This window comes from Levilactobacillus angrenensis (assembly GCF_003946085.1).
Classification (GTDB): Bacteria; Bacillota; Bacilli; order Lactobacillales; family Lactobacillaceae; genus Levilactobacillus; species Levilactobacillus angrenensis.
The window spans coordinates 1-25,055 of record NZ_RHOB01000025.1 but is presented as its reverse complement, the minus strand read 5'-3'; the positions used below and the strand labels follow the sequence as shown (position 1 = coordinate 25,055).

The 25,055-nt window shown below is 53.0% G+C and carries 16 protein-coding genes, 5 tRNA genes and 2 rRNA genes; 1 reads left to right on the top strand and 22 read right to left on the bottom strand.

From position 1 onward, the window contains the following. Positions 1–131: 131 nt before the first annotated feature. From EKM83_RS11620 to EKM83_RS11590, 7 genes are all read right to left on the bottom strand, one after another. Positions 132–216 (bottom strand) — tRNA-Leu (locus tag EKM83_RS11620). Between the two features lie 79 nt (positions 217–295). Next, entirely contained in the window at positions 296–1,177 is an 882-nt protein-coding gene (thrB, locus tag EKM83_RS11615; RefSeq protein WP_125577618.1) for a homoserine kinase, read from the bottom strand. Positions 1,178–1,189: 12 nt separating this feature from the next. Continuing rightward, on the bottom strand, positions 1,190–1,672 hold the full coding sequence (locus EKM83_RS11610; RefSeq protein WP_125577617.1) for a SprT family protein: 483 nt from the start codon (positions 1,670–1,672) through the stop codon (positions 1,190–1,192). Further along, the gene (locus EKM83_RS11605) at positions 1,665–3,860 is read right to left on the bottom strand and encodes a Tex family protein (protein ID WP_125577615.1); all 2,196 of its coding nucleotides are present in this window, start codon (positions 3,858–3,860) and stop codon (positions 1,665–1,667) included. The genes EKM83_RS11610 and EKM83_RS11605 overlap by 8 nt, the downstream gene beginning before the upstream one ends. 652 nt (positions 3,861–4,512) lie before the next feature. Next, on the bottom strand, positions 4,513–4,962 hold the full coding sequence (locus EKM83_RS11600; protein WP_125577613.1) for a hypothetical protein: 450 nt from the start codon (positions 4,960–4,962) through the stop codon (positions 4,513–4,515). A 20-nt stretch (positions 4,963–4,982) separates the two neighbouring features. Further along, complete coding sequence (nadE, locus tag EKM83_RS11595) at positions 4,983–5,813, bottom strand: ammonia-dependent NAD(+) synthetase (RefSeq protein ID WP_125577611.1); 831 nt, start codon at positions 5,811–5,813, stop codon at positions 4,983–4,985. A gap of 90 nt (positions 5,814–5,903) precedes the next feature. Then, complete coding sequence (locus EKM83_RS11590; protein ID WP_125577609.1) at positions 5,904–7,370, bottom strand: nicotinate phosphoribosyltransferase; 1,467 nt, start codon at positions 7,368–7,370, stop codon at positions 5,904–5,906. A 160-nt stretch (positions 7,371–7,530) separates the two neighbouring features. Between EKM83_RS11590 and EKM83_RS11585 the strand changes: the two genes are divergently transcribed. Next, on the top strand, positions 7,531–8,265 hold the full coding sequence (locus EKM83_RS11585; RefSeq protein ID WP_125577607.1) for a WecB/TagA/CpsF family glycosyltransferase: 735 nt from the start codon (positions 7,531–7,533) through the stop codon (positions 8,263–8,265). A gap of 784 nt (positions 8,266–9,049) precedes the next feature. Here EKM83_RS11585 and EKM83_RS11580 read toward each other — a convergent pair. The 15 genes from EKM83_RS11580 to EKM83_RS11510 all read right to left on the bottom strand — a co-directional run. After that, entirely contained in the window at positions 9,050–9,751 is a 702-nt protein-coding gene (locus EKM83_RS11580) for a GntR family transcriptional regulator (protein WP_125577605.1), read from the bottom strand. A gap of 38 nt (positions 9,752–9,789) precedes the next feature. Further along, entirely contained in the window at positions 9,790–10,932 is a 1,143-nt protein-coding gene (gene nagA, locus EKM83_RS11575) for an N-acetylglucosamine-6-phosphate deacetylase (protein WP_125577603.1), read from the bottom strand. Positions 10,933–11,477: 545 nt separating this feature from the next. Then, on the bottom strand, positions 11,478–12,281 hold the full coding sequence (gene proC, locus EKM83_RS11570) for a pyrroline-5-carboxylate reductase (RefSeq protein WP_125577601.1): 804 nt from the start codon (positions 12,279–12,281) through the stop codon (positions 11,478–11,480). Beyond that, positions 12,278–14,239, bottom strand: a complete 1,962-nt coding sequence (locus EKM83_RS11565; RefSeq protein WP_125577599.1) for a S9 family peptidase — start codon at positions 14,237–14,239, stop codon at positions 12,278–12,280. The genes proC and EKM83_RS11565 overlap by 4 nt, the downstream gene beginning before the upstream one ends. 173 nt (positions 14,240–14,412) lie before the next feature. Then, the gene (locus EKM83_RS11560; protein WP_125577597.1) at positions 14,413–17,334 is read right to left on the bottom strand and encodes a leucine-rich repeat protein; all 2,922 of its coding nucleotides are present in this window, start codon (positions 17,332–17,334) and stop codon (positions 14,413–14,415) included. Between the two features lie 316 nt (positions 17,335–17,650). After that, positions 17,651–20,632 carry a leucine-rich repeat domain-containing protein gene (locus EKM83_RS11555; protein WP_125577595.1) on the bottom strand — a complete coding sequence of 994 codons (2,982 nt, stop codon included), beginning with the start codon at positions 20,630–20,632 and terminating at the stop codon, positions 17,651–17,653. A gap of 260 nt (positions 20,633–20,892) precedes the next feature. After that, a tRNA-Gln gene (locus tag EKM83_RS11550) sits at positions 20,893–20,964 on the bottom strand. 10 nt (positions 20,965–20,974) lie between these two features. Continuing rightward, positions 20,975–21,057 (bottom strand) — tRNA-Tyr (locus tag EKM83_RS11545). 82 nt (positions 21,058–21,139) lie between these two features. After that, entirely contained in the window at positions 21,140–21,955 is an 816-nt protein-coding gene (locus EKM83_RS11540) for a metallophosphoesterase (RefSeq protein ID WP_125577592.1), read from the bottom strand. A 69-nt stretch (positions 21,956–22,024) separates the two neighbouring features. Continuing rightward, the gene (locus tag EKM83_RS11535; RefSeq protein ID WP_125577590.1) at positions 22,025–23,506 is read right to left on the bottom strand and encodes a peptide MFS transporter; all 1,482 of its coding nucleotides are present in this window, start codon (positions 23,504–23,506) and stop codon (positions 22,025–22,027) included. 461 nt (positions 23,507–23,967) lie between these two features. Next, the gene (locus tag EKM83_RS11530; RefSeq protein ID WP_125577588.1) at positions 23,968–24,288 is read right to left on the bottom strand and encodes a PTS sugar transporter subunit IIB; all 321 of its coding nucleotides are present in this window, start codon (positions 24,286–24,288) and stop codon (positions 23,968–23,970) included. Between the two features lie 269 nt (positions 24,289–24,557). Then, positions 24,558–24,630: transfer RNA gene (locus EKM83_RS11525), tRNA-Thr, on the bottom strand. A gap of 29 nt (positions 24,631–24,659) precedes the next feature. Continuing rightward, positions 24,660–24,732 (bottom strand) — tRNA-Asn (locus EKM83_RS11520). A 6-nt stretch (positions 24,733–24,738) separates the two neighbouring features. Then, positions 24,739–24,855 (bottom strand): 5S ribosomal RNA (rrf, locus tag EKM83_RS11515). 70 nt (positions 24,856–24,925) lie between these two features. Further along, positions 24,926–25,055: ribosomal RNA gene (locus EKM83_RS11510) — 23S ribosomal RNA — on the bottom strand; the annotation flags it as partial.

Sequence of the window (25,055 nt, the reverse complement as noted above, 5' to 3'; positions counted from 1 at the left end):
GTTTTGTCAAAGTGGTTAGAAAGTGGTTAGAAATGTTCGACAACTAATGACAATCAATGACAATCAGGCAAAACAAAAAGGCCGTCATATCAAGGCTTTTGCCTATCAATGACGACCCATGAAACCTCTGATGCGGCCAAGAAGATTCGAACTTCCACCCGGATTACCCGGACAAGATCCTTAATCTTGCGCGTCTGCCAATTCCGCCATGGCCGCATTAACTCACAAGAAATAGTATACCAAATGATTTCGCACCTGACAATATTTTTTGCAAGTTAATTCAAAAAAGTTTTCTTTATGCATCGGTGAGGACAGTCGCGCCATCCGGATCGAGGTCGATAATTCGCAAGCTACCAGCCAAATCCAGCTTTTCTAGCTTAGCTCGCAGCAGTGTCAATTGTGCGGCCGTGCCAAAGGTAACGACGGTTGGCCCCGCCCCACTCAGGTACGTGCCGGTAATACCCAACTCATGGGCCGCGTCACGAATCTGGCTCAGTTCTGGCACCAGCTGGGAACGCGCCTGTTCATGGAACTCATCACGTTCAATCATTTGCGACGCCAATTCCCAGTTCTTCGTCAGCAAGGCAGCGACCAAGACGTTGGCGACACTGCTGGCATGGACCGCCGTGGCCAATGGCAAATCCTTAGGCAAAGCTTCGCGACTCTTGCGGGCAAGCAGCTTTTGACCCGGGATAAAGACCAAGACGCGTAAATCTGGTAATGGTAGTTTGATGGCCTTAGCCGTCTCGCCGTCGGTCGTGGCGACAGCGGCTTGTCCCATCAAGGCTGGCGCCACGTTATCCACCGCGCCACCGAGTTTGACCGCCCAGTTCAGCTGTTCGGGGATGGTCAGGTCCATCTCCCCCAGTTCATTGGCAATCTTGATGCCAGCAATGATGGCGCTGGTCGAGCTTCCCAAGCCTCGGGACACCGGAATATCTGACATCACCGTCAACTGATGCGCCGGCAAATCCGGGTTGACCTTCAAAGCCGTTTGGACCATCAAGTTGTTTTCGTCGCGCGGGATTTCCGTACCCAAGGCGTGGTTGACCCGCCACTTTTCTGTTTTTTCTTCAATAATGACTGTTAAATACAAATGCAATGCCGCCCCGATTGAATCAATCCCGGGGCCTAAGTTCGCCGCCGTGGCGGGAACCCGAATAATTGTTTTACCCATCCTATCAACCTCCTAGGCTTGTGGCCGTTGGACCGCAATCACCGTTTTTTGCCATTGTAAATGACCGTGACACCGACCACAGACCAGCTTGGTGACGTCGATGCGCCGCGCCCGATAATATTTCTGCTGGCACTGGGTGCACACGTAAAGCTGCCACTGCCGCGGCCGTGGTCGCGCATTCAGTGGGGCTGGTGCAAACCGCAAGCCGCCCACCTGTTGCAGTAACTGCTTAAAGGCCGCCGTGCGGTGTTGTCCCGATTGGCCCGCCAAATTTAAATGGTAATGGCACAGTTCATGTTTGATGACGCCCACCAAAACGGCCATATTATGTTCCGTATACATTTTCGGATTAATTTCCAAGTTGTGGTCGCGTAGTCGGTAGCGGCCGCCCGTTGTTTTCAAGCGAGCATTAAACATCGCGCGGTGGCGAAACGGTTTGCCGAAACTTTCTAATGAAATGCGTTCCACCAACCGCTGTAACTCTTGATCATTCATGTTGCTCAGCTCGCATTGTTAATTGGATTCGGTGGCGGTTCTCGTCGACACTTAAGACCCAGACCGTGACGACGTCGCCAATCGTGACAACCGTGCTGGGATCACTGACGTAGTGGTCAGCCAGCTGGGAAATGTGGACCAGGCCGTCTTGCTTCACACCAATATCCACGAAGGCCCCGAAGTCGACAACGTTACGCACGGTGCCTTGGAGCTCCATCCCCGGCTTCAAGTCCGCCATGGTCAAAACGTCTTGGCGCAGTAACGGCGCTGGCATACTATCCCGCAAATCGCGACCAGGCTTGCTCAACCCAGCAATGATATCATTCAACGTTGCCGGACCGACGCCCAATTGGTCCGCCCATTTGGCTTGATTTAATTGCGCCAACTGCTGTTGAAGCTTAGGCGTGCCAATCTGCCCGTCCGGCGCCAGTTGCGTCAACAGTTGGTGTGCTGCCGCATAGCTTTCCGGATGAATGTCCGTGTTATCCAGTGGCTCGCGCCCGCCGATGATCCGTAGGAAGCCCACGGCCTGTTGATAGGCTTTGGGTCCCAGACGAGGCACCTTCTTCAGTTCCTGCCGCGCGGCAAACGCGCCATTTTCATTACGGTAAGCCACGATATTTTTGGCCGTCGTCGCCGTTAACCCGGAAATGTGCGTCAGCAATTCCGGACTGGCCGTATTGACATTGACGCCCACCTGGTTGACTGCCGTTTCCACGACTCGGTCCAGCTGCGCATCCAAATCCTTTTCCGGGACATCGTGTTGATATTGTCCCACGCCCACGGCTTTCGGGTCGATCTTGATCAGCTCGGCTAATGGGTCTTGCAGGCGCCGACCAATGCTGACGGCTGAACGTTCTTCCACGTGAAAGTCCGCAAATTCAGCGCGCGCATTGGCACTGGCTGAATAGACCGAGGCGCCGGCTTCATTGACCAGCACGTAGTACACCGGATGGTCCAGCGTCTTTAAAATGTTGCTGACAAACTCTTCGGATTCCCGACTAGCGGTCCCGTTGCCGATCGCAATCATTTCAACGTGGTACTTCTCCAGCAATTGCTTGAACGCTGGTCCCGCGGCCGCGCGGTCTTTGGCCTTAGCTGGCTTGTGTGGGTAGATGACCTGTTTAGCCAGAAAACGCCCGTTGGCATCCATGATGGCCAACTTGCATCCGGTCCGGTAAGCCGGGTCAAAGCCCATCACGACCTTGCCCTTCAGCGGGGCCTGCATCAACAGATGATACAGGTTATTACCGAACACCTGAATGGCGTGGTCGTCGGCCTTTTCCGTCAATTGCCGCCGCAGTTCCCGTTCAATGGCGGGGCCCAAGAACCGTTTGTAAGCATCCGCAAAAGCCGTCGTTACCTTCTCTACGGCCGGACCGTGATGCTGACCAACCAGCCGAAAATGTCCGTACTGCAAAATGGAAGCCGGGTCAACGGTGATGCTGACCGACAGGATTTTCTCCCGTTCTCCCCGGTTGATGGCCAAGACCCGGTACGGTGGTAGCTGCTTGAGCGGTTGGCTGAAATCGTAATAGGTGGCGTAGACCTGTTGCTCATCGTCATCGGCCGCCCCCCGTTTGCGCTTACTGGTCAGTTCGCCGTGTTGCCAGGTGTACTGCCGAATCCATTCCCGAAACGCCGCTTGCTCGCTAAACGTCTCCGCGAGGATCTCGTGCACCCCTGCCCAAACGGCCGGTAAATCTGGCAAATCCTTCGCCGGGTCTATAAACTGCTGAGCCTTGGCGTCCAGACCCCTGGCGGGGAACGTCAACAGCCACTGGGTCAAGGGTGTCAAACCGGCTTCTCTGGCGATGGTCGCCTTAGTCCGGCGTTTTTGTTTGTACGGCAAATACAGATCCTCGACCTGCTGAAGTACCGTGGCGTGGGCCAAATTTTGCCGCAACGTCGGGGTCAATTTGCCTTGCTCTTCAATAATCTTTAAGACTTCCTGGCGCCGCTGGTTCAGCTTCATGAGCCGCCGCGCCTCATCCTCGATATCACGGATAGCGACTTCATCCAATGACCCCGTCCGCTCTTTACGGTACCGGGCAATGAATGGCACCGTGTTGCCTTCGTCTAATAGGGACAGCACGGCCTGAATCTGCTGCACCCGGTACTGGCTTAATTGTTGCTGCACCGGCTTGGCGAGCTCACTGAGTGCCGTTTCTGTTTGTTTCGTTGCCATGCAACCCCTCCGTTATTTTTTCTAAACATATACCTGCATTATACCATGCCAACGGGTCACTCCGCCCGTTAGCGCCCAGACAAAAAGGTCACCCCACAAGTTGTGAAGCGACCCCGTTATTTTACGACTTAGTCACTAAAAGCGAAAACTCCTGTTGGCGGCATAGTGCCTGCCATTACGCCTTACCGTTACGCGAAACTCTAGGCTGGAACGCTGGGGAAGGACGGCCTGAGCCGAGAACCACGTCTCAAAGTCACCAATTTAGCAGCACAAAATGCTACTAAATTCCCCGGCTGAGCCTAGATTTCGCTTCACTCCCGGCTGACAGAGTTGGATGATCAGTAATAGCTGACTACCTAATAAGCCAACGGCGAGTGGGTAATGCTAATCTCAGCGGCTATCACAATCATGCCGGAGGAGGCCAGGGTGGAGCCAGCTGTGACGACGGTGTTGGCTGAGGCTTTTTCTCAGCTTACAGCGTGGGACGACTTGAGAGACTGACGGGTTTTGTCAGGCTTTCAAGCGAACCGGAAGCCCGTTTCTGGGCTGGAGGTGTTCCCCATAGCAGGCGGAACCCTGGCAGCCGTAGGTAACTGGTTTCATCTACTGGCAAGGCGACCAGTCCCACCCAAGTTGCCAGAAATCAGGCGGACTACATTGGACTAGTCATGATCCGCTGGGTCGCGGCCGTGACTTTTTCCATGGCGTTTTCTTGCGTCTTTTCAGCTTCGTCAAAGGCCGCGTTATCGACGGCTTGGTGTTCCACGTCGATACTGTCCGTCATGGCTTGACATGCCTGTGTGTAGGTCCGGTAAGCGGCGACCAGTGACTTGTGCTTACCCAGCACCCGGACTGGCACATTGGCTTGTTGGAGTTTGTTCAGGTTATCTTCGTAGCTGTCCGTGCCCCGTTGGAAATTGTCCGCGACCTTTTGCAACTCGACTTGTGACAGGTCACCGACCGTGTCGTTGTCGATAGCGCCGCGCATCTTTTCAAAGTCCGCGTTCATGTTTTCCGCGCCGTCTTCGGTCGTCTTCAAGACGCCTGAGAGCACTTGGATGTAACCGTTCATGTTATTCTTTTGTAAACTGTTTCTTGCCATAATTACTTCGCCTCCGTAAATTAATCCTGCCAGAACGTATCGTAGACGTTCACTGGTAAATGCCGCTTGTGCGCGGTCTTGCGGTACCAGCCCTCGATGCGTTCCGCCGCGGCCGTGGCCACTGGCTTGCCTTCCAGGTAGTCATCAATGTCTTGATAACGCACACCTAAGGCCGCCTCGTCAGGTAACGCCGGCCGGTCCTCTTCCAAATCAGCCGTGGGAACCTTTTGATACAGGTGTTCTGGGGCGCCCAAGTAACGCAACATGGCCGCACCTTGACGCTTATTCAACCGCCAGATGGGGCAAATGTCTGAGGCGCCATCGCCGTATTTCGTATAGAAGCCCGTGACCGCTTCGGCCGCGTGGTCAGTGCCGACCACGGCGCCGTTGCGCGCACCAGCAATCGCATACTGGGCGATCATCCGTTGACGGGCCTTGATATTACCCTTGTTGAAGTCGCTCACGGTCTCGTGGTTGGCCGTCACCGCCGCAACCATCGCGTCCGTGGCTGGTTGGATGTTGACCCGTTCCACTTCGTCCGCATTCATGAAGTCGATGGCCATCATGGCGTCGTCTTCATCGGCCTGTTCGCCGTATGGCAACCGCACTGCGATAAACCGATAGTCATTGTCGCCCGTTTCTTGCCGCAGCTCCGTGACTGCCTGTTCGCACAACATCCCCGTCAGTGTTGAGTCTTGCCCACCGGAAATGCCCAAGACCAGCGTCTTCATGAAGTCATAGTGCTTGAGATAATCCTTGAGAAAGTCCACACTGCGCCGGACCTCAGTTGCCGGGTCGATCGACGGCTGAACCTTCAATGCTTCAATAATTTCTTTTTGCATAGCACGCATCTTATTGCCCCCTAGATTTGGGCTTGAGCCAAGCGCTCAAGTTCATTTTCCGCCAAATTTGCCTTGCCTCACGTGCGTCAAACCCCGCTGTTATTCCGGCATCGTCTGTACGTACGTGTGAATATCCTTGATGATCGCCATCTTGTGGTCCCAGCAATCTTGCGAGAGATCGACCGGATATTTTTGTGGGTTCAAGTCCCGTTTGTACTCAGGCCACAGGTTGGCTAAAGCGCCACGACACCGGTCTCGTACGGCCGACAGCGTTGGTAATTTGTAGACCAATTCACCCTGGTCAAAAATGTCTTGCAGGATGGGCCGGGCATTGAAGTCGTTGACGGTCTTGTTGATGTAGGTGTAGCTGGGGTGGAACATGAACAGCGAGTCCTCATTGCGCGGATCTTCATCCACTAAGGCCACGTAATCCCCTTCAGTCTTGCCATCCGCCTTCTTGGTGATTCGCCAAACTTGCTTCTTCCCTGGCGTCGTCACCTTTTCAGCGTTGTTGGACAGCTTGATTGTGCCCTTCATCTTACCTTGGTCATCTTCAATGGCGACCATCTTGTAGACGGCACCTAAAGCCGGTTGGTCAAAGGCCGTGATCAGCTTGGTCCCAATCCCCCAGACGTCGATCTTGGCATCTTGCATCTTGAGACTTTGAATCGTCTTTTCGTCCAGGTCGTTAGACGCGTAAATCTTGGCGTTGGGGAACCCTGCCTCGTCCAGCTTTTGCCGCACCCGTTTGGACAGGTAGGCCATATCCCCAGAGTCGATGCGGACCCCTTGGAAATTGATCTGGTCGCCGAGTTCCTTGGCCACCTTAATGGCATTCGGCACCCCGCTACGCAGCGTATCGTAGGTGTCGACTAAAAAAACACAGTCGCGGTGCGTCTTAGCGTAGGCCATGAAGGCGTCGTAGTCGTTGCCATACGTTTGGACCAAGGCGTGGGCGTGGGTACCACTAATCGGAATGCCAAAGACCTTCCCAGCCCGCACGTTTGAGGTCGCGTCAAAGCCGCCGATGAAGGCTGCCCGGGTCCCCCAGATAGCGGCGTCAAATTCCTGTGCCCGCCGTGTCCCAAATTCCATCAACGCGTCATCCCCGGCCACGGAACGAATCCGGGCGGCCTTGGTGGCAATCAGCGTTTGGTAATTGATGATGTTCAAAATCGCCGTTTCGACCAATTGGCAGTCCGCTAGCGGCCCTTCAACTTGCAGTAAGGGTTCGTGAGCGTAGACCAATTCACCTTCCACCGCCGAGCGAATCGACCCGCGGAATTTGAAATTCGCCAAGTAATTTAAAAAATCTTCGGAATAATCTTCAGCTTCTCGTAAGTAATCAATATCCGTTTGGGAAAAATGCAGATTTTGGATATAATGTACAATGTGTTCCAAACCAGCGAAGACCGCGTAACCGTTTTTAAACGGCATGTCACGGAAAAAGACTTCAAAGACCGCATTTTTATCAGCGATTCCTTGTTCGTAGTAAGTTTGAATCATATTAATCTGGTAGGCATCCGTGTGCAGAGTCGTACTGTCGTCTGGATACAAATTCGTCATAATGAGCTACTCCCTTAGCTGGTTTTTGAGCCGGATTTAATGGTCTTAAATTTAATTTCAATAGCTTTATTTTAGCATGAAACAAACAGAGCGTCATACTATTTAATGCGGCACCGGGGGCTTAATTCGTTCTCGTGCCAATCTTGAGAGGAGTCCCCCTATGCAAACCACATTTCCGACCGTCACCGTGCTCGACTTGCCCTTCGTCAAAACGACGGCGGCGGCCTTATTACCTGTCTTACAGCAACGCATCAGCGCCCATCAAAATACGTTCGTGGTGACCGCTAATCCGGAGATCGCCATGTACGCGCACGAACACGCCGAGTACCGCGACCTCCTGTTGGGCGCCGACTTCATCACGCCGGACGGGGTCGGCATCTTGGATGGGGCGAAAATTCTCAAACAGCCGTTGCCCGAACGCATCACTGGGTTTGACACCCTCCAGGCACTGTTGGCTTGGGGCAGTGCCCATCACCGATCCGCTTACTTCTTAGGCGCCAAGCCCGACGTCATCGCCCAGTTGAAGCCCATCCTGACACGCGACTACCCCGGCCTGATTATTGCCGGCATTCACGACGGCTACTTCCAAGACGAGGCCCCCATCGTGGCTGACATTCAAGCCAAGCAACCGGACATGGTGTTCGCTGCGCTGGGCTTTCCCAAGCAAGAACAGTTCATCCACCAACACCGCCACGTTACCAAGGGGCTGTGGATGGGCGTCGGTGGTAGCTTCGACGTACTGGCTGGTGCCGTAGTCCGGGCCCCTAAGTTCTGGCAAGACCATCACTTGGAATGGTTCTACCGGACAGTCAAAGAGCCCAAGCGCTTGAAACGCATCGCGGTCATTCCTCACTACCTGCATCTCGTGCGTCAGCAAGCCAAACGGCAACGGTAAAACGAGTCGTTTACCGCTTCGTTGTATGGCCTGACCGCCGGCTCCTGATTCCACCAATTTTAATTATCTCACTTAGGCTAGCGCTACTTGGCGCTGGTCTTTTTTGATTGCTTTTCTAATAAGTTGAATTAATACATTGACTCCCGGAGAAACAGCGGGTTGTCCATCAAAACTAGTGAAACCAGGGCCTGCATCAGCCAGGGTTCCGCCTGCTCTGGGGAACACCTCCAGCCTGAGGAGCGGTCTTCCGGTTCGCTTGAAAGACTGGCAAAAGTCACCAGTCTCTCAAGTCGTCCCACGCTGTAGGCTGAGAAAGGACCTCAGCCAACACCGTCGACACAGCTGGCTCCACCCTGGCTGCCTCCGGCGGAGTTAGTAATCATCAGCAATCTTGTCTTAATTAAAGACTAGTTGTCAAATCAGCCGTTACATGGAGCTAAGCCAACTTTCGCTAGCACATACACTTGTAGCCGAGAGTCCGCCAAATATGGGTTCAGCCGTGGGAGTTGTCTTAGCGGCGCGGTTCATGCCGCTTAGACAACTGGCGTCTTTGAGACGCGGGATTCCGGCTCAAAGCGAGGCCGAGACCGCTTCTCAGGCTCGGTCCGGTCCGCCCATCGCGTTCCAACCCATAGTTGGCGGACGGTAGGCGACCAGTTCTCACTAGGATGCTGTGAACAACTAATTCTTCAAAATCCGTCACAACACCATTTGACGATGGCACTGGTTGCGTTCGGACCACCTTGCCAAAAAAGGAGCCGAACCACCGTCCAGCCCCTCGTCTTTACTTTTCCAAATAAAACTCAAACCGCTCGCCCACGTACTGGGTCCGCACGTATTCAAACGGCGTGCCGTCTTGCAGGTACGTCACCTGACGTAGCCGCAAAATGGCGTCACCGCGCTTGATGTTCAAATATTCCGCAATCCGTTCGGACGCCGACATGGCCGAAACCGTTTGTTGGGCCTTGCCGGGATTCAATTGCTTCTTATCCTCTAGCGCGCGGTACAACGAACTGGTGACTTCCTTTTTGTTCAGGCCGTCCACCAGCTTTTCGGGCACTGTGGCCACTTCAAAACAGATCGGCACATCATCGCCGTAGCGAATCCGTTCCATCCGCAGCACTTGGTCATCCTCGTTGAGCTTTAGCTTCTCAGCCTCACTCAAGGACGGATTCATCACGTGATACGAAATGGTCTTGCTGGTCGGTTGCTTACCCTGCGTCAACATGAGGTCGGTAAAACTGGTGACCCCAGACATTTTTTCTTGGACTTTTTGGTTCGCCACGTAGGTCCCAGAACCCACTTGCCGTTCCAAAATCCCTTCGTCGACCAGCGTTTGAATGGCCTGGCGGAGCGTCATCCGACTCACATCAAAATCACGAGACAACTCTCGTTCAGACGGAATTCGATCGCCAACCGCCCATTTCCCGGCTTCAATTGCACGTTTAATGTCATTATGAATTTGAATATAAATCGGTGAACTCACAGCACCCAACGTCCCTTCTCAAGATATCTACAATTGGTTTATTTGATGAGCTCCTGCATGTTGCGGCCTAGACTAAAGGTCGTGTCCACGTGGAGATCACGTGTTAACAAGTTTAAATCGGCGTCGCGGCCAGGAAGTAGCTTGCCCTTTTGGGTCAGGCCAAATTCCTCGGCTTGGTTGACCGCACTCATTTGCACGGCGTCGTTGACGTCACAGCCAGTAAAGGCGATGACGTTGCGGAAGGCCTCGTCGAAGCGTAAGACGGAACCAGCCAAGTTGCCGCTTTCAAGGCGAGCTTGCCGGTCCTTGACGATGACCTTTTGGCCGCCTAACTCACTGACGCCTTCGGGCATTCCCTTGGCGCGCATGGAATCGGTGACCAGTTCTAGCCGGTGTTGCCCCTTTTGTTCGTAGGCCAACTTGATCATATCCGGCACGATGTGGAACCCATCGCAAATTAATTCACAAAACAGATTGTCTTCCAACATGGCGTGCCCCGTAACACCAGGTTCACGATGCCGCAATCCGCGTTGGGCATTGTACAAGTGCGTCACGTGGGTCGCACGACTTTCCAGCAATTGTTCCCGCGTGGCATTGGAGTGACCGACGGATGGCACGATGCCATTGGCTAAGCAATAAGCTTCAAACTGCTTGGCCCCCGCGTCTTCTGGCGCGTAGGTAATCAATTTGACCCGGTTGCCCGACAACTGATTCCAACGGTCCAGCAGGTCAACATCGGGATCCTTGATGTACTTCTCAGGCTGCGCACCCTTGAAGATGGCCGCGATGAACGGGCCTTCCAAATGAACCCCTTGAATCAGCGGGTTCCGTTCGGCAGCCACCGCAATCCCTTGCATGGCGTGGTCAATCGCTTCGTTGGACTGTGTCATCGTGGTTGGGAAAATCGACGTGATGCCTTCCAGCGACATGAGGTTAACCATCTTATCAATTTGGTCAGGGTCCCCATCCATACTATCATATCCATAGCCTCCGTGGCTATGCACGTCAATAAATCCCGGAACAATCGTCTTACCAGTCACCACGTGAATCTCGTCGGCGGGCAATGGCCGGAAATCAGCAACGGGGCCGACCGCTTCGATTTCTTGGTCGAACCGAATAAACCCGTCGGCAATCACCTCATCACCGGTGTAAATCTTCGCGTGCTTTAAAACAATGCTCATGAGTCTCCTCCTCATCAATTATAACCTTCAGTCAACACTGTTATTATAATCGGTATAGACCAAAAAGGCAACTCACGCGACTGGTAAATTTACAATTTTTTTCGCGCAATGATGGTGAGAAAATGGTGCCTTACCGTCCGCCAAATATGGGTCGGTACGCTGTGGGCGGACGGGTCGAGCCAAAGTACGGTCTCGACACCTCGCTTTGAGCCGAAAATCACGTCTCAAAGACGCCAGTTGTCTAAGCGGCATGAACCACGCCACTAAGACAACTCCCACGGCTGAACCCATATTTGGCGGACTCTCGGCTACAGTAGCGCTCGACAATAACTATACCAGTCAAGCGTGAAGCAAAACCCAGGTTAACCGGAGAATTTATCAATCGTTTTTACCGACAAAACAGCAATTTTGACACGTAACTTTTTGGTCCGGATTAAGAACAAACGCTGAGACTTGGCTCGCACCTTCCCTCAGCGCGCCAACCTATTCCGTAACGGCAGGCGGCCAGCCACAAACAGCCGCAGGCAACTGCAATCAGGCTGGCGTTATGCCGGACCGCCAGCGTCGCGCTTGATGGTCGCGTCGATGCCTTTGACCACGGCCGTCATGAAGCCGGCCTCCTCCATTGCCAGTAAGCCAGCCACGGTACTGCCGCCTGGTGACGCCACTTGGTCGATCAACGCAAACGGAATCTTGTCGCTGGCCAGGACCATTTTCGCTGACCCCAGTGTGGCTTGAGCCGCGATCTGAGTCGCCTGGTCCTTGCTCAAGCCGTGTTTGACACCGGCCCGGCTGAGACTGTCGATGAAGAAGTCGATGTAGGCCGGCGAGCTCCCGGCGAGCGCGCTGAAGACGCCAAATTGGTCTTCGGCCAGCGTGGTCGTTGAGCCAATCGTGTTGAAGACCCGCAGTGCGGCCGTCAGGTTATCGCCCGTCAATTGGTCATTGGCGGCCACGGCGGTCATCCCCGCACCGACCTCCACGTTGACGTTAGGCAGTGTCCGTAGAATGGGGACATTTTCGCCCGCAACGTTGGCTAATTGTTCCAGGCTAAGGCCCGCCACGATTGAAATCAAGACCTTATCGCCGTTGGCCAGTTGTGGTGCCACTTCTTGTAAGACGTCCACGGCCACGTTAGGGGTGACCGCCAACACGACTAGGTCGCTGGCCGTCACCACGTCAGCGTTGCTGGCTACGGGCGTTAAGCCGTGCGTTTTGGCATATGGGCCATAGCTTTCCTGGCGATGGCTGTGTACGACAATGTCCGCTGGGGCAAAAGTTTTGGCCTGCAATAAGCCGCCGATGATGGCTTGAGCCATTCCCCCGACGCCAATAAATCCAATCTTCATTTTGCTGCTTCCTCCTTGGGTAAGTGGTCTTTAAACCACTGGTTGATGCGGTTCAAGCGTTCAATACGTAAATTCGGGAGACCGGAGCGTGACAACTCGTGGTTCGATTTGGGGAAGAGTACCAGCTGTGTTTCCACGCCAGCCTCTTTCAAGCCCACGAAGAACTCCTCACCCTGCGTCGTGGGGCAGCGCAGATCCTCTTCGCCGTGTAAGACCAAGATAGGCGTCTTGGCTTGGCGTACGTAGGCTAGCGGTGAGAAATGCCACAGTTGATTAATGTCGCGCATATCTTGTTTCAGCTCCCAGGGCGTGAAGAAATAACCAATGTCGCTGGTGCCATAAAAACTGATCCAGTTGGCAATCGACCGTTGCGTCACGGCGGCCGCAAACCGGTCCGTGTGCGTTTCGATCCAGTTGGTCATGAAGCCACCGTAAGACCCACCGGTGACACAGAGTTGGGCCGGGTCAATCGTCGCGTCCAGCTTGAGGGCGGCATCGACGCCTAACATCAGATCTTCAAAGTCGCCCTCGCCATAATGGCCAATGACAGCTGTTTCAAAGTCCTGGCCGTAACTGTTGCCGCCGCGCGGATTGATGGTGATGACACCATAACCTTGACCAGCCAGAAACTGCAACTCATGGTAAAAGCCATAGCCGAAGTCAACTTGCGGCCCCCCGTGCACGTACAAGACGGCCGGATGGTGCGGGGTCGGCGTGACTGGTGGAAAATACCAGCCTTCAATCTCCCAGTCAGCTGCCCCCTTAAACGTGAAGCGCTGACCGGCCACCAGCGCGTGTCTGGCTTCGTAGGTGGCGTTGGGGTTCACCAGCCCCCATTCGTCGCCTGTGGCCACGTTAAGGGCCTTCAAGCGGCTCACACTGGTCATGGTAGTCTCGGTGAACACGATAGTATTGGCATCGACCACGCTGAAATCGGTGATGGCCCGGTCGCCGCCCAATAACGTCTGCGGTGCCGTCTCACCCGTTAGCCGTTGACTGACCAGGCTGAGGCGGCCGTGAGCATTTTCCAAGGTCACGACAGTCTGGTCGTCTAACCAAGCGACAAATTGGCCGGACTGGCGCTGCTGGCTATCGACCGCCAGCATGTCGCCCACCTCGACGTCTCGTGGTGCGGTCAAATCCGTCAGGCTAGTCGTCTTGAGGTCGCTCAGCCAAGCGTGGGCTTGCGAAACGTTGGGGATATGATTGTCCTGACCCCACATCAAGACGTGTTGCCCATCGGCCGCCAATTGACCTTGGCCAAAGGACCCCGCGGCCAGTTGCGCGTTCAACAGGCGCTCGGTGGTGCCGTCAAAGGGGTGCCAGTATTCGCCGAAGCTGAAATCGTGTTCATCGTCCGGCAACCGTTTGGCATCAAACAGCAAGCCAGCTTGATCAGCCGCCGTCACGGTAAAGGGATACGGCCGTTCAAGCACCACGGATTGGTCCCGACTGGCACACTGATAGCGAATACATTGATACGTTAGGCCTTGCGGCAGGATGCCGCGGCCGTTTTGTTTGTACTGTAATTTGTCGACCACGCGGACGCTCGGCAGTTCAGTTGGTTTGGGTGTCCCCGTCGTCGTTTGAAAGTACAGGACGTCGGCGTCTTTTTCCCAAACCAACTGGCTGACGTCGGCATCCCCGCGGGTAATTTGCTCGGGCGCTCCGCCATTCAGGGGCACCAGGAAAAGTTGGGCGTGCTCGGCCACGGTCCCGGTAAACGCCAGGTACCGTCGGCTCGGGCTCAGCGCCAGTTCACTGACGGTCACGCCGGCCGGACTCCACCGCCGCCGATCACTGCCGTCAGCCAGCTGAACACTGTAAATGGCCGCTTGACTGGCATTTTCCTGCTGGTCTAGTTGACTCTCCACGTAATACACCCGTTGGCCGTCACTGACTGGTTGGGCCAGTGGTCGCAAGGCAAACAGGTCTTCCGGTTGCACAATCGTTGCCATGGTAAGACCCCCACTTTCTTCGACAAATCCACAAATGGTCTGGAGCAATTATTAATTTGACTTTAGCGAAGTTCCGCGGGATTGTCAATTTTTTAGGGGAAAATTGCCCGCCAATCACGACGCCAAGAAAAAACAGACCGGAAATCAATCCCAGTCTGTCGGTTGGTTCAAATTTAGTGGCGTCTGCGTAACCCCACGCCGAGCCAGCTGAGACCGGCGAGTAAGGCCAGTCCGAGCGCTTGCCAGGGCGTGGTGGCGTCGTTGGTTTGCGGCAGGGTCGGGTCAGCACTGGTCGGCATAAGGGGGCGACCTGATTGTACTGAGTGACGGGCCGGCTGCGACTCAGCGGTCACAGTCCCCGCCGTTTTCGCTGTCTGGCTTACCGTGGACGTCATCGCTGACCAGGTCCAGTCGCTGTTGGTCAGCCGCGGCTGATAAGTTGGGTCTTGGTCGGCATTGCGGTGCCAGTTCAGCTGATTCACGACCCGGTTGGCCACGTGCCCCGTTGCGTGTGGCTCAGGCGTCCAAGCGCTGGGCTGAGGGGTCACTGCCGCTGAGCCGCCATCTGTGGCTGGCGAATCGGTGGTGGTTGGCGTTGTGGTGGTCGTGTTGTTATCGCCCGGGGTTGTCGGGGCTTCCGGCGTCGTTTCGCCCGGGAGTGGATCTGTTTCGGCGGTTGGTGTTTTACCTGAATTGGTTGCGCCTAATGCTGGCACGACAATCCGCAGATTGTCAAAACCCATCTGACCAGTGAACTGACCACCCGAGGTGAAGACGACTGATAGGATCTCTTCTCCAGTGGGCCAACCGGCCGGTAACGTCAGCGTGTCAGTGGCTTCGTTGTAAGATAATTTTTCCTTATTGTAGACGAAGCTCAGTTCTCGTAGCGCGTCGCCATTAATGGCTAATGCCTGTGTTAATGCCGCACGGACACCAGATACAGTTGTCCCGTCACGGCTGATCCCAGATTTAATCGTGAACTTACTTTGGTGACTGAAGGCATTCTCGCCATCTATCCAGGGCTTTTTCACGGCATTCAGGCCTTGCAAGTCGTTGTAAGCAAACGCATCCCGATTCAGAATAATGTCGTTTCTCTCGATATTAATCCCAACTAAATTATTGTGGGCAAACGCTGACTCACCAACAGTCGCAATTTTTTCCGGCAACGTCAAAAGCCATATCTGATTGTTTTCAAAGGTCCCGTCATTAATTTCTTCGAGCCCGCTACCAATCTGCACGCCCGTCAGCTGATTGAACTTAAATGCCTCTGCGCCTAAGTTCGTTAGACTGTCGGGTAAGATGAGCGTACCTGTGAGCTGATTACTAAGAAAAGCATCGTCACCAATCGTTGCCAACTGATCATCTAAAGTCACAGATGCCAAGCGATTATTAGCGAAAGCGTAATCGCCAATATTTGTCAGAGTTGCTGGCAGAATCAAATCCCCAGCAAGCTGATTATTGGCCAAAGCACCCGTCCCAATCTTTTCCAGTCGGTCGTTGACAATCAGCTGCTCAAGATAGTTACTTACGAAAGCAAAGTCACCCAGGTTCGTCAGGCTCGCCGGCAACTTTAGGTCACCCGTCAATTGATTCTGGCTAAACGCCCCCGTCTCAATATTGGTGACGCTATCCGGTAACGCCAGCGTGGTCAGCTGATTATTTTCAAAGGCCTGAACACCAATCCGATTGAGCTGGGCATCTTTAGCAAACGTCAACCCAGTTAAGTGCGCGCCATCAAAAGCCTCATCCCCAATGTCTTGAACGCAAGCTGGAATCGCCAGCGTGCCCGCTAAACCATTTCCGCGAAAGGCTTGTGCGCCGATGGTCTGCACACCTTGTCCTAATGTTAAACCTGTCAGCTGATTGTCGCTAAAAGCCCTTTCACCAATCCTAGTTACACTATCTGAAATGACCACTGTGCCTGCTAATTGATTATTAGCAAAGGCTGCCGTCCCAATTGTTTTCACTCGTTTTCCCAAGGACAATCCAGTCAAGTTATTGCCGCTAAAAGCCTCATCCCCAATATCCGTCAGGCTATCCGGAATCGTCAACTCACCCTGAATCTGATTACCGGCAAACGCTGCCGTATCAACCGAAATCAGCTTGTCATCCAGCGTCAGTTGTGTCAGGTTGCAATCAGCAAAGGCCGACGCACCAATCATTTCAACTGAATCTGGCAGCGTCAGTGTGGTCAACGGGTTACCCCTAAAGGCTGCTTGCCAAATTTGTGCCACGCCGCTTAAATCAAGGTCAGCCAGCCGATTATTTTTAAAAGCCCCGTCATGAATGTACAGCCAGGTGCCAGAAAATTTGACGGTCGTAAGTTCGTTATCCGCAAAAGCGTCCGCCCCAATCGCATGGACATTCTTGCCAATCGTCACCTGCGTCAACTTGGTCAGACCAGCGTCCTGTAACGTTTGACCGTTAAAAGCATTGTCGCCAATTTCTGAAACCACCTGGCCCTGATAGAAGTCCGGAATCGCAATGACTGTGGTGCCGCCGTTAAAAGTGTTGGAAAACCCGGTCACCGTATATGACCCATCGTCATTTTGTGCATAGTCGAAATCAGAGGCTGACGTTGTCACCTGGTCAGCGACGGGTTGCTGAACGGTGGTCGCTGGGGCGTCGGCTGGCTGATTGCCGCTACCAGCGTCTGGATTTTCATTCGCCGGGTTCTGCGGCTGGTCAGAGGCAGCTGTGTCGTCGTTCAGTGGCTCATCCTCAGCCTCAGGCGTCTCCGGTGACCCCGGCGTATCCGTGTCCTCATCTGACTCATCGGTATCAGGATCCTGTGGCTGATCACCGGTATCAGTGTTTGCATCCGGCAAATCGTTTTCATTAGCTTTTTCCAGTGACGTGCCATCGTCTACTGAACCGTTCTCGTTCCCCTCACTGCCAGTGGGGTCATCCTGCCCATTGGCCGTGGGCGATTGATTACCCGCGACTTCACCTACTACCGGCGTCGCATCCGCTTGCGCTCTCGGGTCATTAACCACCAGGCCGGTGCCCAGTGCCACCACAGTGAGTCCTGCGTAAAACCATTTACGCTGTGGTCCTCCCCACTGTGTTTTGTGTTCTAACTGACTACTCCGCATGACCCTGACGCCCTTTCACATTTATTATGATTCGATACAATATAATTAATATACTAGCACTCTTAATGCCAGTCGTCAGGCCCGATTAATCGCCAAAGAGGTGAACGATTATCGCTATGGGTTATTTGAATTAGCGAGACATTTTTATTAGTTATCGTTGGATTAGTTGTCCTCAACCGATTTGAATTGGGGACAACTGTCTTGGACCAGGGGAATCTAGGGGACAGGTTCGCAAATCTGTGGTAAGAAAATTTTTTTCAGTTCGACAAAAAACGAGTCACGCCCAACAAAAGCGGACGTCACTCGTCTCCATAACTTATTCATGTCGCTGTTTTCTAGCCAGTCCAAACCAACTCAACCCCGCTAAGAGCACCGCACCGACCCATTGCCAGACCGACTGCTGCTCATTTGTCTGCGGCAAGCGTTGTGCTACTGACTGGACGGTCGCCGGGGTCGTCTTACGTGTCGTGCCCAACGGCTGGACAACTGATCTGCCCGCTGTTCGTACCGACGTAAAGGTGCCAACCGGCGTGGCGACCCGTCCCCAACGTGTTGCTGGGGTTAGTCGCGTATGCTGGACCGTTGCCGGCGTGAATTTCTGAGATGGCTTGGTTGCGCGTTTCTTCATGACTTGGTGTGGATCAATCTGATTGGCATCCCCACTTGGTGGCAACGGAATCGCATCATCGTTCCCGCTAGTCGTGGGCGTTGGCGCAACCGGCTGATCAGGCGTGACTGGCACGTCAGCGGCGGCATCATCTGTAGTTGGAATTTCTGGTGTCGTTGGCGGAGTAGTCGGCGTTACGTCTGGCGTGGTGGGTGTCTTGTCAGTGCCGGTCTGATCCTTGGAAGAATCACCCGGTGTGTCATGTCCGCCACCACCTGGCGTAAGGTCCGGTTCATAATCTACCTTTTCCAACGCCGTAATGGTCCCATCCGCATTGACCAGTGCTGGAATCGTTTCCCGGTCCGCATTATAGCCACCAACTTTGGGAACCGCGATAGTCTGAATAGTGCCGACTATACCGCTACTTGGCACTTTATCTGCTTTCATGCCAATTAGCATACCCAACATGCCTTCATCCCGCAAATTACTAGGAATATCCACATCGGCTTTAACATGCCGTCTCAGAACAAACGTCAAGTTGTCCACGCTATAACGTCCGGTATCCGTGCCGCCCGTCACCAGGCTGACCGTGACCGTCGCGTCTGTGACCTTGGCCGGCAATTTCAGGGTATCCGAAGTACTGTCATAAGTAGCTACTTTTTGGGAATCAGTCAGCTTGAATTGCAGTCCGTCTATATCCGTACCCAGCTTCTTTTTGATAGCCGCTTTCACATTATGAATGGTCATCACGCCAGCCTCATCGACGTTAACGATCCAGGCCCAAGTCTGCACGTTATCCAATTGCCGTTGTCCCGCAAAGGCGTAATCGCCAATCGTGCCAATTTTACCGACGGCCGTAATCTTTTTCAGATCATTATCCGCAAAGGAATAGTTCGCCAGACTGTTGACATTGTCTTGTAGATTCAGTTCGGTCAACTGATTATTTTCAAACGCATAGGCGCCCACGTCGGTTAGCGAATCGCTTAGCGTCAGGGTTCCACTCAGCTGATTATTTTGAAAGGCATGGTCGTTGATCGTGATTAGACCAGCCCCGCCAGTCAGCGTCTGCAAGGCGTTATTCGCAAACGCATAGGCGCCAATGCTAGTCACCGCGTCCGCCAGGTCCAGCGTCCCCGTCAATTTATTGTTGTAAAAGGCCCGCGCTTCAATGGTCTTAACCTGCGTCCCACCGGTCAAACCGGTCAACTGATTATTCGCAAAGGCATCGGTCCCGACATTCACGATGTTGTCGGGCAAGTTTAGCGTCCCGGTCAGCTGGTTATCGGCAAAGGTCCGGATGCCCACGCGCGTAATTTTAGCATTCAAGGTCACGTTGGTCAGCCGATTGGTGGCAAACGCGCCATCCCCCAGCTCGGTCAGATTAGCCGGTAAGGTCAGTGAATTTTCTATCCGGTTGTCAGCAAACGCGTCCGTCCCAATCGATGTCAAGGCGTCATCCAAGGTCAGCCCGGTCAGCTGATTGTTGGCAAAGGCCATGTCGCCCACACTGGTGATGCTGGCTGGCAGCGCTAATTTCCCGCTCAATCGGTTGTTAGCAAACACCCCAGTATTGAGCACCGTCAGTTGGTCCAAGCCATGTACCGCCGTCAATTGGTTGGTGTTGAAGGCGTTGTCACCCAGCGCCGTTAATTTAGCCGGCAAGGTCAGCGAGCCCGCAATCTGGTTGTCGGCAAAGGCCGCCGTCCCAATCGTGCCGACATTGGGTCCCAAGGTCAGCTGACGGATGGCGTTGTCTTCAAAGGCGTTGTTCGCAATCGCGGTGACCGTCTCCGGAATCACGAGGCTGACGATGGCGTTGTGGGCAAAGGCGCCGATATTGATGGCAGACACGTGGTTCAAGTCCACGCTGGTCAGGTCATTATTACTAAAGGCATTGTCACCCACCGACCAGATGCCGTCCGTCATTTTAACCGTTTTCAATTTGTTATTGGCAAAGGCATCGGCTTCGATCCACTGCAGGTTATTGCCCAAGGTGACGGACGTCAGCTCATCGCCGTTAAAGGCCCCGGCTCCAATCACTGAAACCGGCTTGCCCAAATACCGATCCGGAATCGTGATAGCCGTGACGGCGGGCGCGGCGGTCGGCTGCTGGAGGCCCGTGACGATGTAGCCGTCGCCGCCAGCATTTAACTGATAAGTTAACGCACTGGTAACGGTCGGCGCATCAGTGGCTGCTGATTGAACCGGCGTCACAGCCGCAGTCGTGGGCGTCGTGGTGGTCGCCTTCGTTTCAGTAACAGCTGGCGTTGCATTGGCAACCGGCGTCGTTGGCTGGACCTGGCGTCGCAAGAATTGATGCCGCAGTGCGTAGGTCGGCGTCACCCTGGCCTGTCGAGTCGGCCGGGAAACACCCACCGCCAGCTTATCCGGCTGAACGGCCGTGGTCACTGTGGTTTTGGGGGTTACTTTCGCTACAGTATCAGCGGTCGACGTAGCCGTGCTGGCTGTAGTAGTTGGTTTAACGCTAGCCGACGGTGTCGTCGACGAGGTGCTCGTGGCCGCGACCGTGGCCGTTTGGGGGTCACTGTTACTGCCATCGGTAACGCGTGTGGCCGCTTCGATTGGCTGGGTCACCAATAAGGCGCCCGTACTGAGGCCTACCAGGGTCACACTGGCGTAGAGCCACTTGCCTGATGTTAAATTTAGTCGTCGTTGCGTTTGCTTGCGCATGATCTGCGCCTCCTCGCTTGTCCCCCGTTAGCCCCCCAGCTACCGGCCACTTTACTCTTAAGGTCATCCTACCACTACCCCAGTCAATTGTCAGTTGGGATTAATTGCGAACACAGTCAACCATTTTTAAGGTAATGTAATCTCATCAGGACGGCTCCCCACCAGCTGATAGCCTTTATCCCCGGACAGTTACCCGAATCTGAGCTTTAGAGAAAAAAGTGCATAAAAAAACCGACCACACACCGTGATCGGTTTTTTAGTTGGGCTAGCTGGGTTCGAACCAGCGCATCACGGGATCAAAACCCGTTGCCTTACCACTTGGCTATAGCCCAATAATAAAAATGGTGGGGAGTGGATTCGAACCACCGAACCCGAAGGAGCGGATTTACAGTCCGCCGCGTTTAGCCAGACTTCGCTACCCCACCAAAAGATGAATCGTCGTAACGAATCAACTTCACTATCATACAAAATTCTGCATAAACCGTCAAGACTTTTTTGCAGATTTTTTTATTTTAAGTCCAAAATTTTTAAACGACGCTGCCATTCCGTGAAATAATCCGGCTGAGACCACTCGTTAATGCGGCGATTGTGATAGCCCAGCGCCTGATTGAGGTACGTGGTGGTGCCAAACGTTTTCGGCGCAAATCGTTGATGGCTGTGACCGAATAAAACAACGGGAACTGAATATTTTTCCATTAGCGCGCCGGTCTGCGGACTGCCCATCAACGCGTTAGCCATGTTCCAGAAGCGGTCATCGTCCGTGTAACGAATGTAATCACGCCGGGGGACAAAGTGGGTCATCACCAGCACGCGTTTGTGCGCTGCCTGCGCGGCGGTCAATTGTGCCGTCAGTTGCGCCAGGCTCACTGCCAAGCGCTCCGGATCACTCATGGGCTGGGTGATCGTGCTGTCGACCCAGTACGCCCGTTTCCAGACCGCAAAGTCCCGATTGACCAGGTTGTCCGCAAAGCGATAGTCATACCAGCCGTTATTGCCGATTACCCGCCAGTTAGTCCCCTTCACGTCTAAATACCCACGATGGAGGTAAACGGGCGCTAACGGCGATTCTAGGCCCGCATACGTGATGTCATGTAGCATGTCATGATTGCCAGCGATAAACCGGACCGGCGTCGGCGCTAATAATTTTTGTAATTGTGTGACGAACGCCAAGGACTGGTCGAAGTAATTGGTAATATCGCCCGCAATCAGGTAGACCCCGACGCGTTGCCGGGTCAAATAAGCCGCCTGTTGTCGAGCCACGGTCGCCGCATCCTGTTGGTTGACGTCTAAATGCAAATCACTGATCAAAGCCACCCGAACCATATTGCACCCTCCTAAAAATAAAAAGCACCACTCCGATAACAGAGTAGCACTTTTTTGCCAGAAACAAATTTATTTGATACCGGCCATTAAATTCTTAATTGGTTTAACCAGCGCGAACATGATCACCCCAGCGACGATGGCCACGATGGCCACGCCCATGAAGTAAGCTGCTTCGTTTTCTGGTGTGTATAACTTAACGATTTGGGCGTTAACGGCTTGCCCAGCGGCATCGGCCAAGAACCACATACTCATCATTTGTGATTGGAAGGCCTTAGGTGCTAACTTGGTCGTCACGGATAACCCGATTGGCGAAATCAGCAATTCAGCGATTTCGACTACGGCCCAGCTACCAACCAGCCAGAGTGGACTAACCTTGGTGTCGGTCCCAAACATAACGACAGGAATCACCATGATCAGGTAAGACGCCCCGGCAAACAGCATCCCAGTTGCGAACTTAGCTGGTGAACTAGGTTGATTCTTGCCCCAACGGTTCCACAAAGCAGCGAAGAATGGCGTGTAAATCAAGATGAACAGTGGGTTTAACATCTGGTACCAAGCTGGCAAGATGTGTAAGCCTAAGAAATGGTTGTTCGTTTGGTTAGCGGCGAACAGGGCTAAGACGGATGACCCTTGTTCTTCGATAGCCCAGAAGATCATGGCCGCGATGAACAGGCCCAAGTAAGCCCACACGTGTTTCCGTTCAACGGTCGTGACTTTCTTACTCGTCAGGAAGATCACGAAGTAGACCACTGGTGCGGCAATCGCGATGATCGACAGTAACAGCACGAAGTTGTTTAAGTTCAATGAACCTAAGAGGTACATCAGCACAACGACCAAACCAAAGGCAACTAAACCAATCGTCCCACGAACCGTTAACTTCTTCATGTCGCCAGGTTCGAGTGGGTCAGTTGGGTACAGGCTGTCCTTGCTCAGGTACTTCTTACCACCGATCCAGTATTGAACCAGGCCTAAGAACATCCCGATAGCGGCTAAGGAGAACCCTAAGTGGAAGTTATAACTCAACCCTAACCAACCAACTAAGATTGGTGCGACCAGAGAACCCAAGTTGATCCCGAAGACGAAGATGGTAAACCCAGCATCACGACGGGTATCCCCTGCATCGTAGAGGCCCCCAACCATTTCAGAAACGTTTGGCTTCAAGAGCCCGGTCCCTAAGACGATCAAGAGAATTGAGATAAACAAGGCCATCGAGCCGGCAGGAATGGACAGCGCAATGTGCCCGAACATGATCAAGACCCCACCGATGAAGACGGTCTTCCGACTCCCCCAGACACGGTCACTCATGTAACCCCCTAAGACTGAGGATAAGTAAACCATGGACCCGTAAATGGACATTACGGAAGCCGCAGTTGCTTGGCTAAAGCCTAACCCACCCTTAGTGACAGAGTAGTACATGTAGTAGATGAGGATAGCCCGCATCCCGTAGTAACTGAACCGTTCCCACATTTCTGTGAAGAACAGCGTCGATAACCCACGCGGTTGACCGAAGAAGGTTCGGTCTTGGCTGGTTGTTTCCGGTTTGTTATTCAAAACGATAATACCTCCATTGCAATTCTAAAAATGAATAATTTTATTTTTCGCAGGACCAATCGCAAAAGCCGATGGTCACGGTGTCTCATAGACCTCTAATAAAACATAGTAGTAATTATACTGCACAAACTCCTGTTACGCAACGGTTTTCCTAATAAAAACGTCTTCATTTCCCGTCACACCGCTGAAAAATAATGATGAAACTATTAGCCATCTCATGCAATCTTCTTATTTTTTATTCATTTTACCCCGGCTGGCATTATTAGTTTTTTTATGCATAAAATTCGTAAATTTGCGGTCGTTTATGCTCAGTTATTGAGAGCTGCTCGGTGACTAGTAAAACTGTTTACTGATGGCTTACCGATGCAATAGTCAAATGATTTTCACCCGGTTACCCTAATCCCGTGCCAATGCAAAAAAGACCCGCCCAACGGCGAGTCCCCCATTATTGATTCAGTTGTTTACATTGCGCCGACAACGCCCAAGTCGAGCTTTTGGCAAGCAAATTTAACCAGTGCTTGACCATTCAACCAGCCATAGATGTCATTGGGAATATCTACAGTTGGGACTTGCGTGTTCATCGCGGCAATATCGGCTTCGCTAGCCGTCTGTGGGGCTAACAAGACCAGGTCCTGTTCTGCCAACAGATCTGGTGTTAATTCAGCCATCACCGTTGCCTTAAAATTCAAAGGAACTTGCCGAGTTTCAGCGGTCCGCTTAGCTTCCCCTAAGAATAAGTGACTTGAATTTTCGTTCCCTGATAATAGTAAGACGTTTTTCATGATGTCCGCTCCCTTTTCCTTATCTCTATTCGATATGTTAAGAATATCACTTTCAGAAGTAGACCACAATAGATTTTTAAAATAAATCAATATTTAATATATTATCTTTATCAGCTTTATGACGGCATTCTTAGTTCTATACCAATTATTTTATAGTGACCTATACCAATTATATTGATGGTCAGCTTTGGGATAACCGCTTTCATGACGATTAATTTAAATGAAAGCACAAAAAAAGCCATTGATCAACAGACCAATGACTATCTTGATGCCGGCTGAGGAATTCGAATCCCCGACCCTCGGTTTACGATACCGATGCTCTACCAGCTGAGCTAAGCCGGCATATCAATTGGTTAACCAGGTTAACCCGACTCCGGCAGGCGGGCTCGAACCGTCGACAACCTGATTAACAGTCAGGTGCTCTACCAACTGAGCTATGCCGGAATAATCGCGTGGCAACGTCCTATCCTCGCAGGGGGCGATCCCCCAACTACTATCGGCGTACTAAAGCTTAACTTCCGTGTTCGGCATGGGAACGGGTGTATCCTTTAGGCTATCGCCACCACACTATAAGAGAACTTATTCCCTCAAAACTAGATATCATCAATTAATTTTCTCTTGAGAACACCAACTCTACTTGGTTAAGTCCTCGACCGATTAGTACTGGTCCGCTTCACGTCTCACAACGCTGCCACTTCCAGCCTATCTACCTGATCATCTCTCAGGGGTCTTACTTCCATATAGGAATGGGAAATCTCATCTCGAGG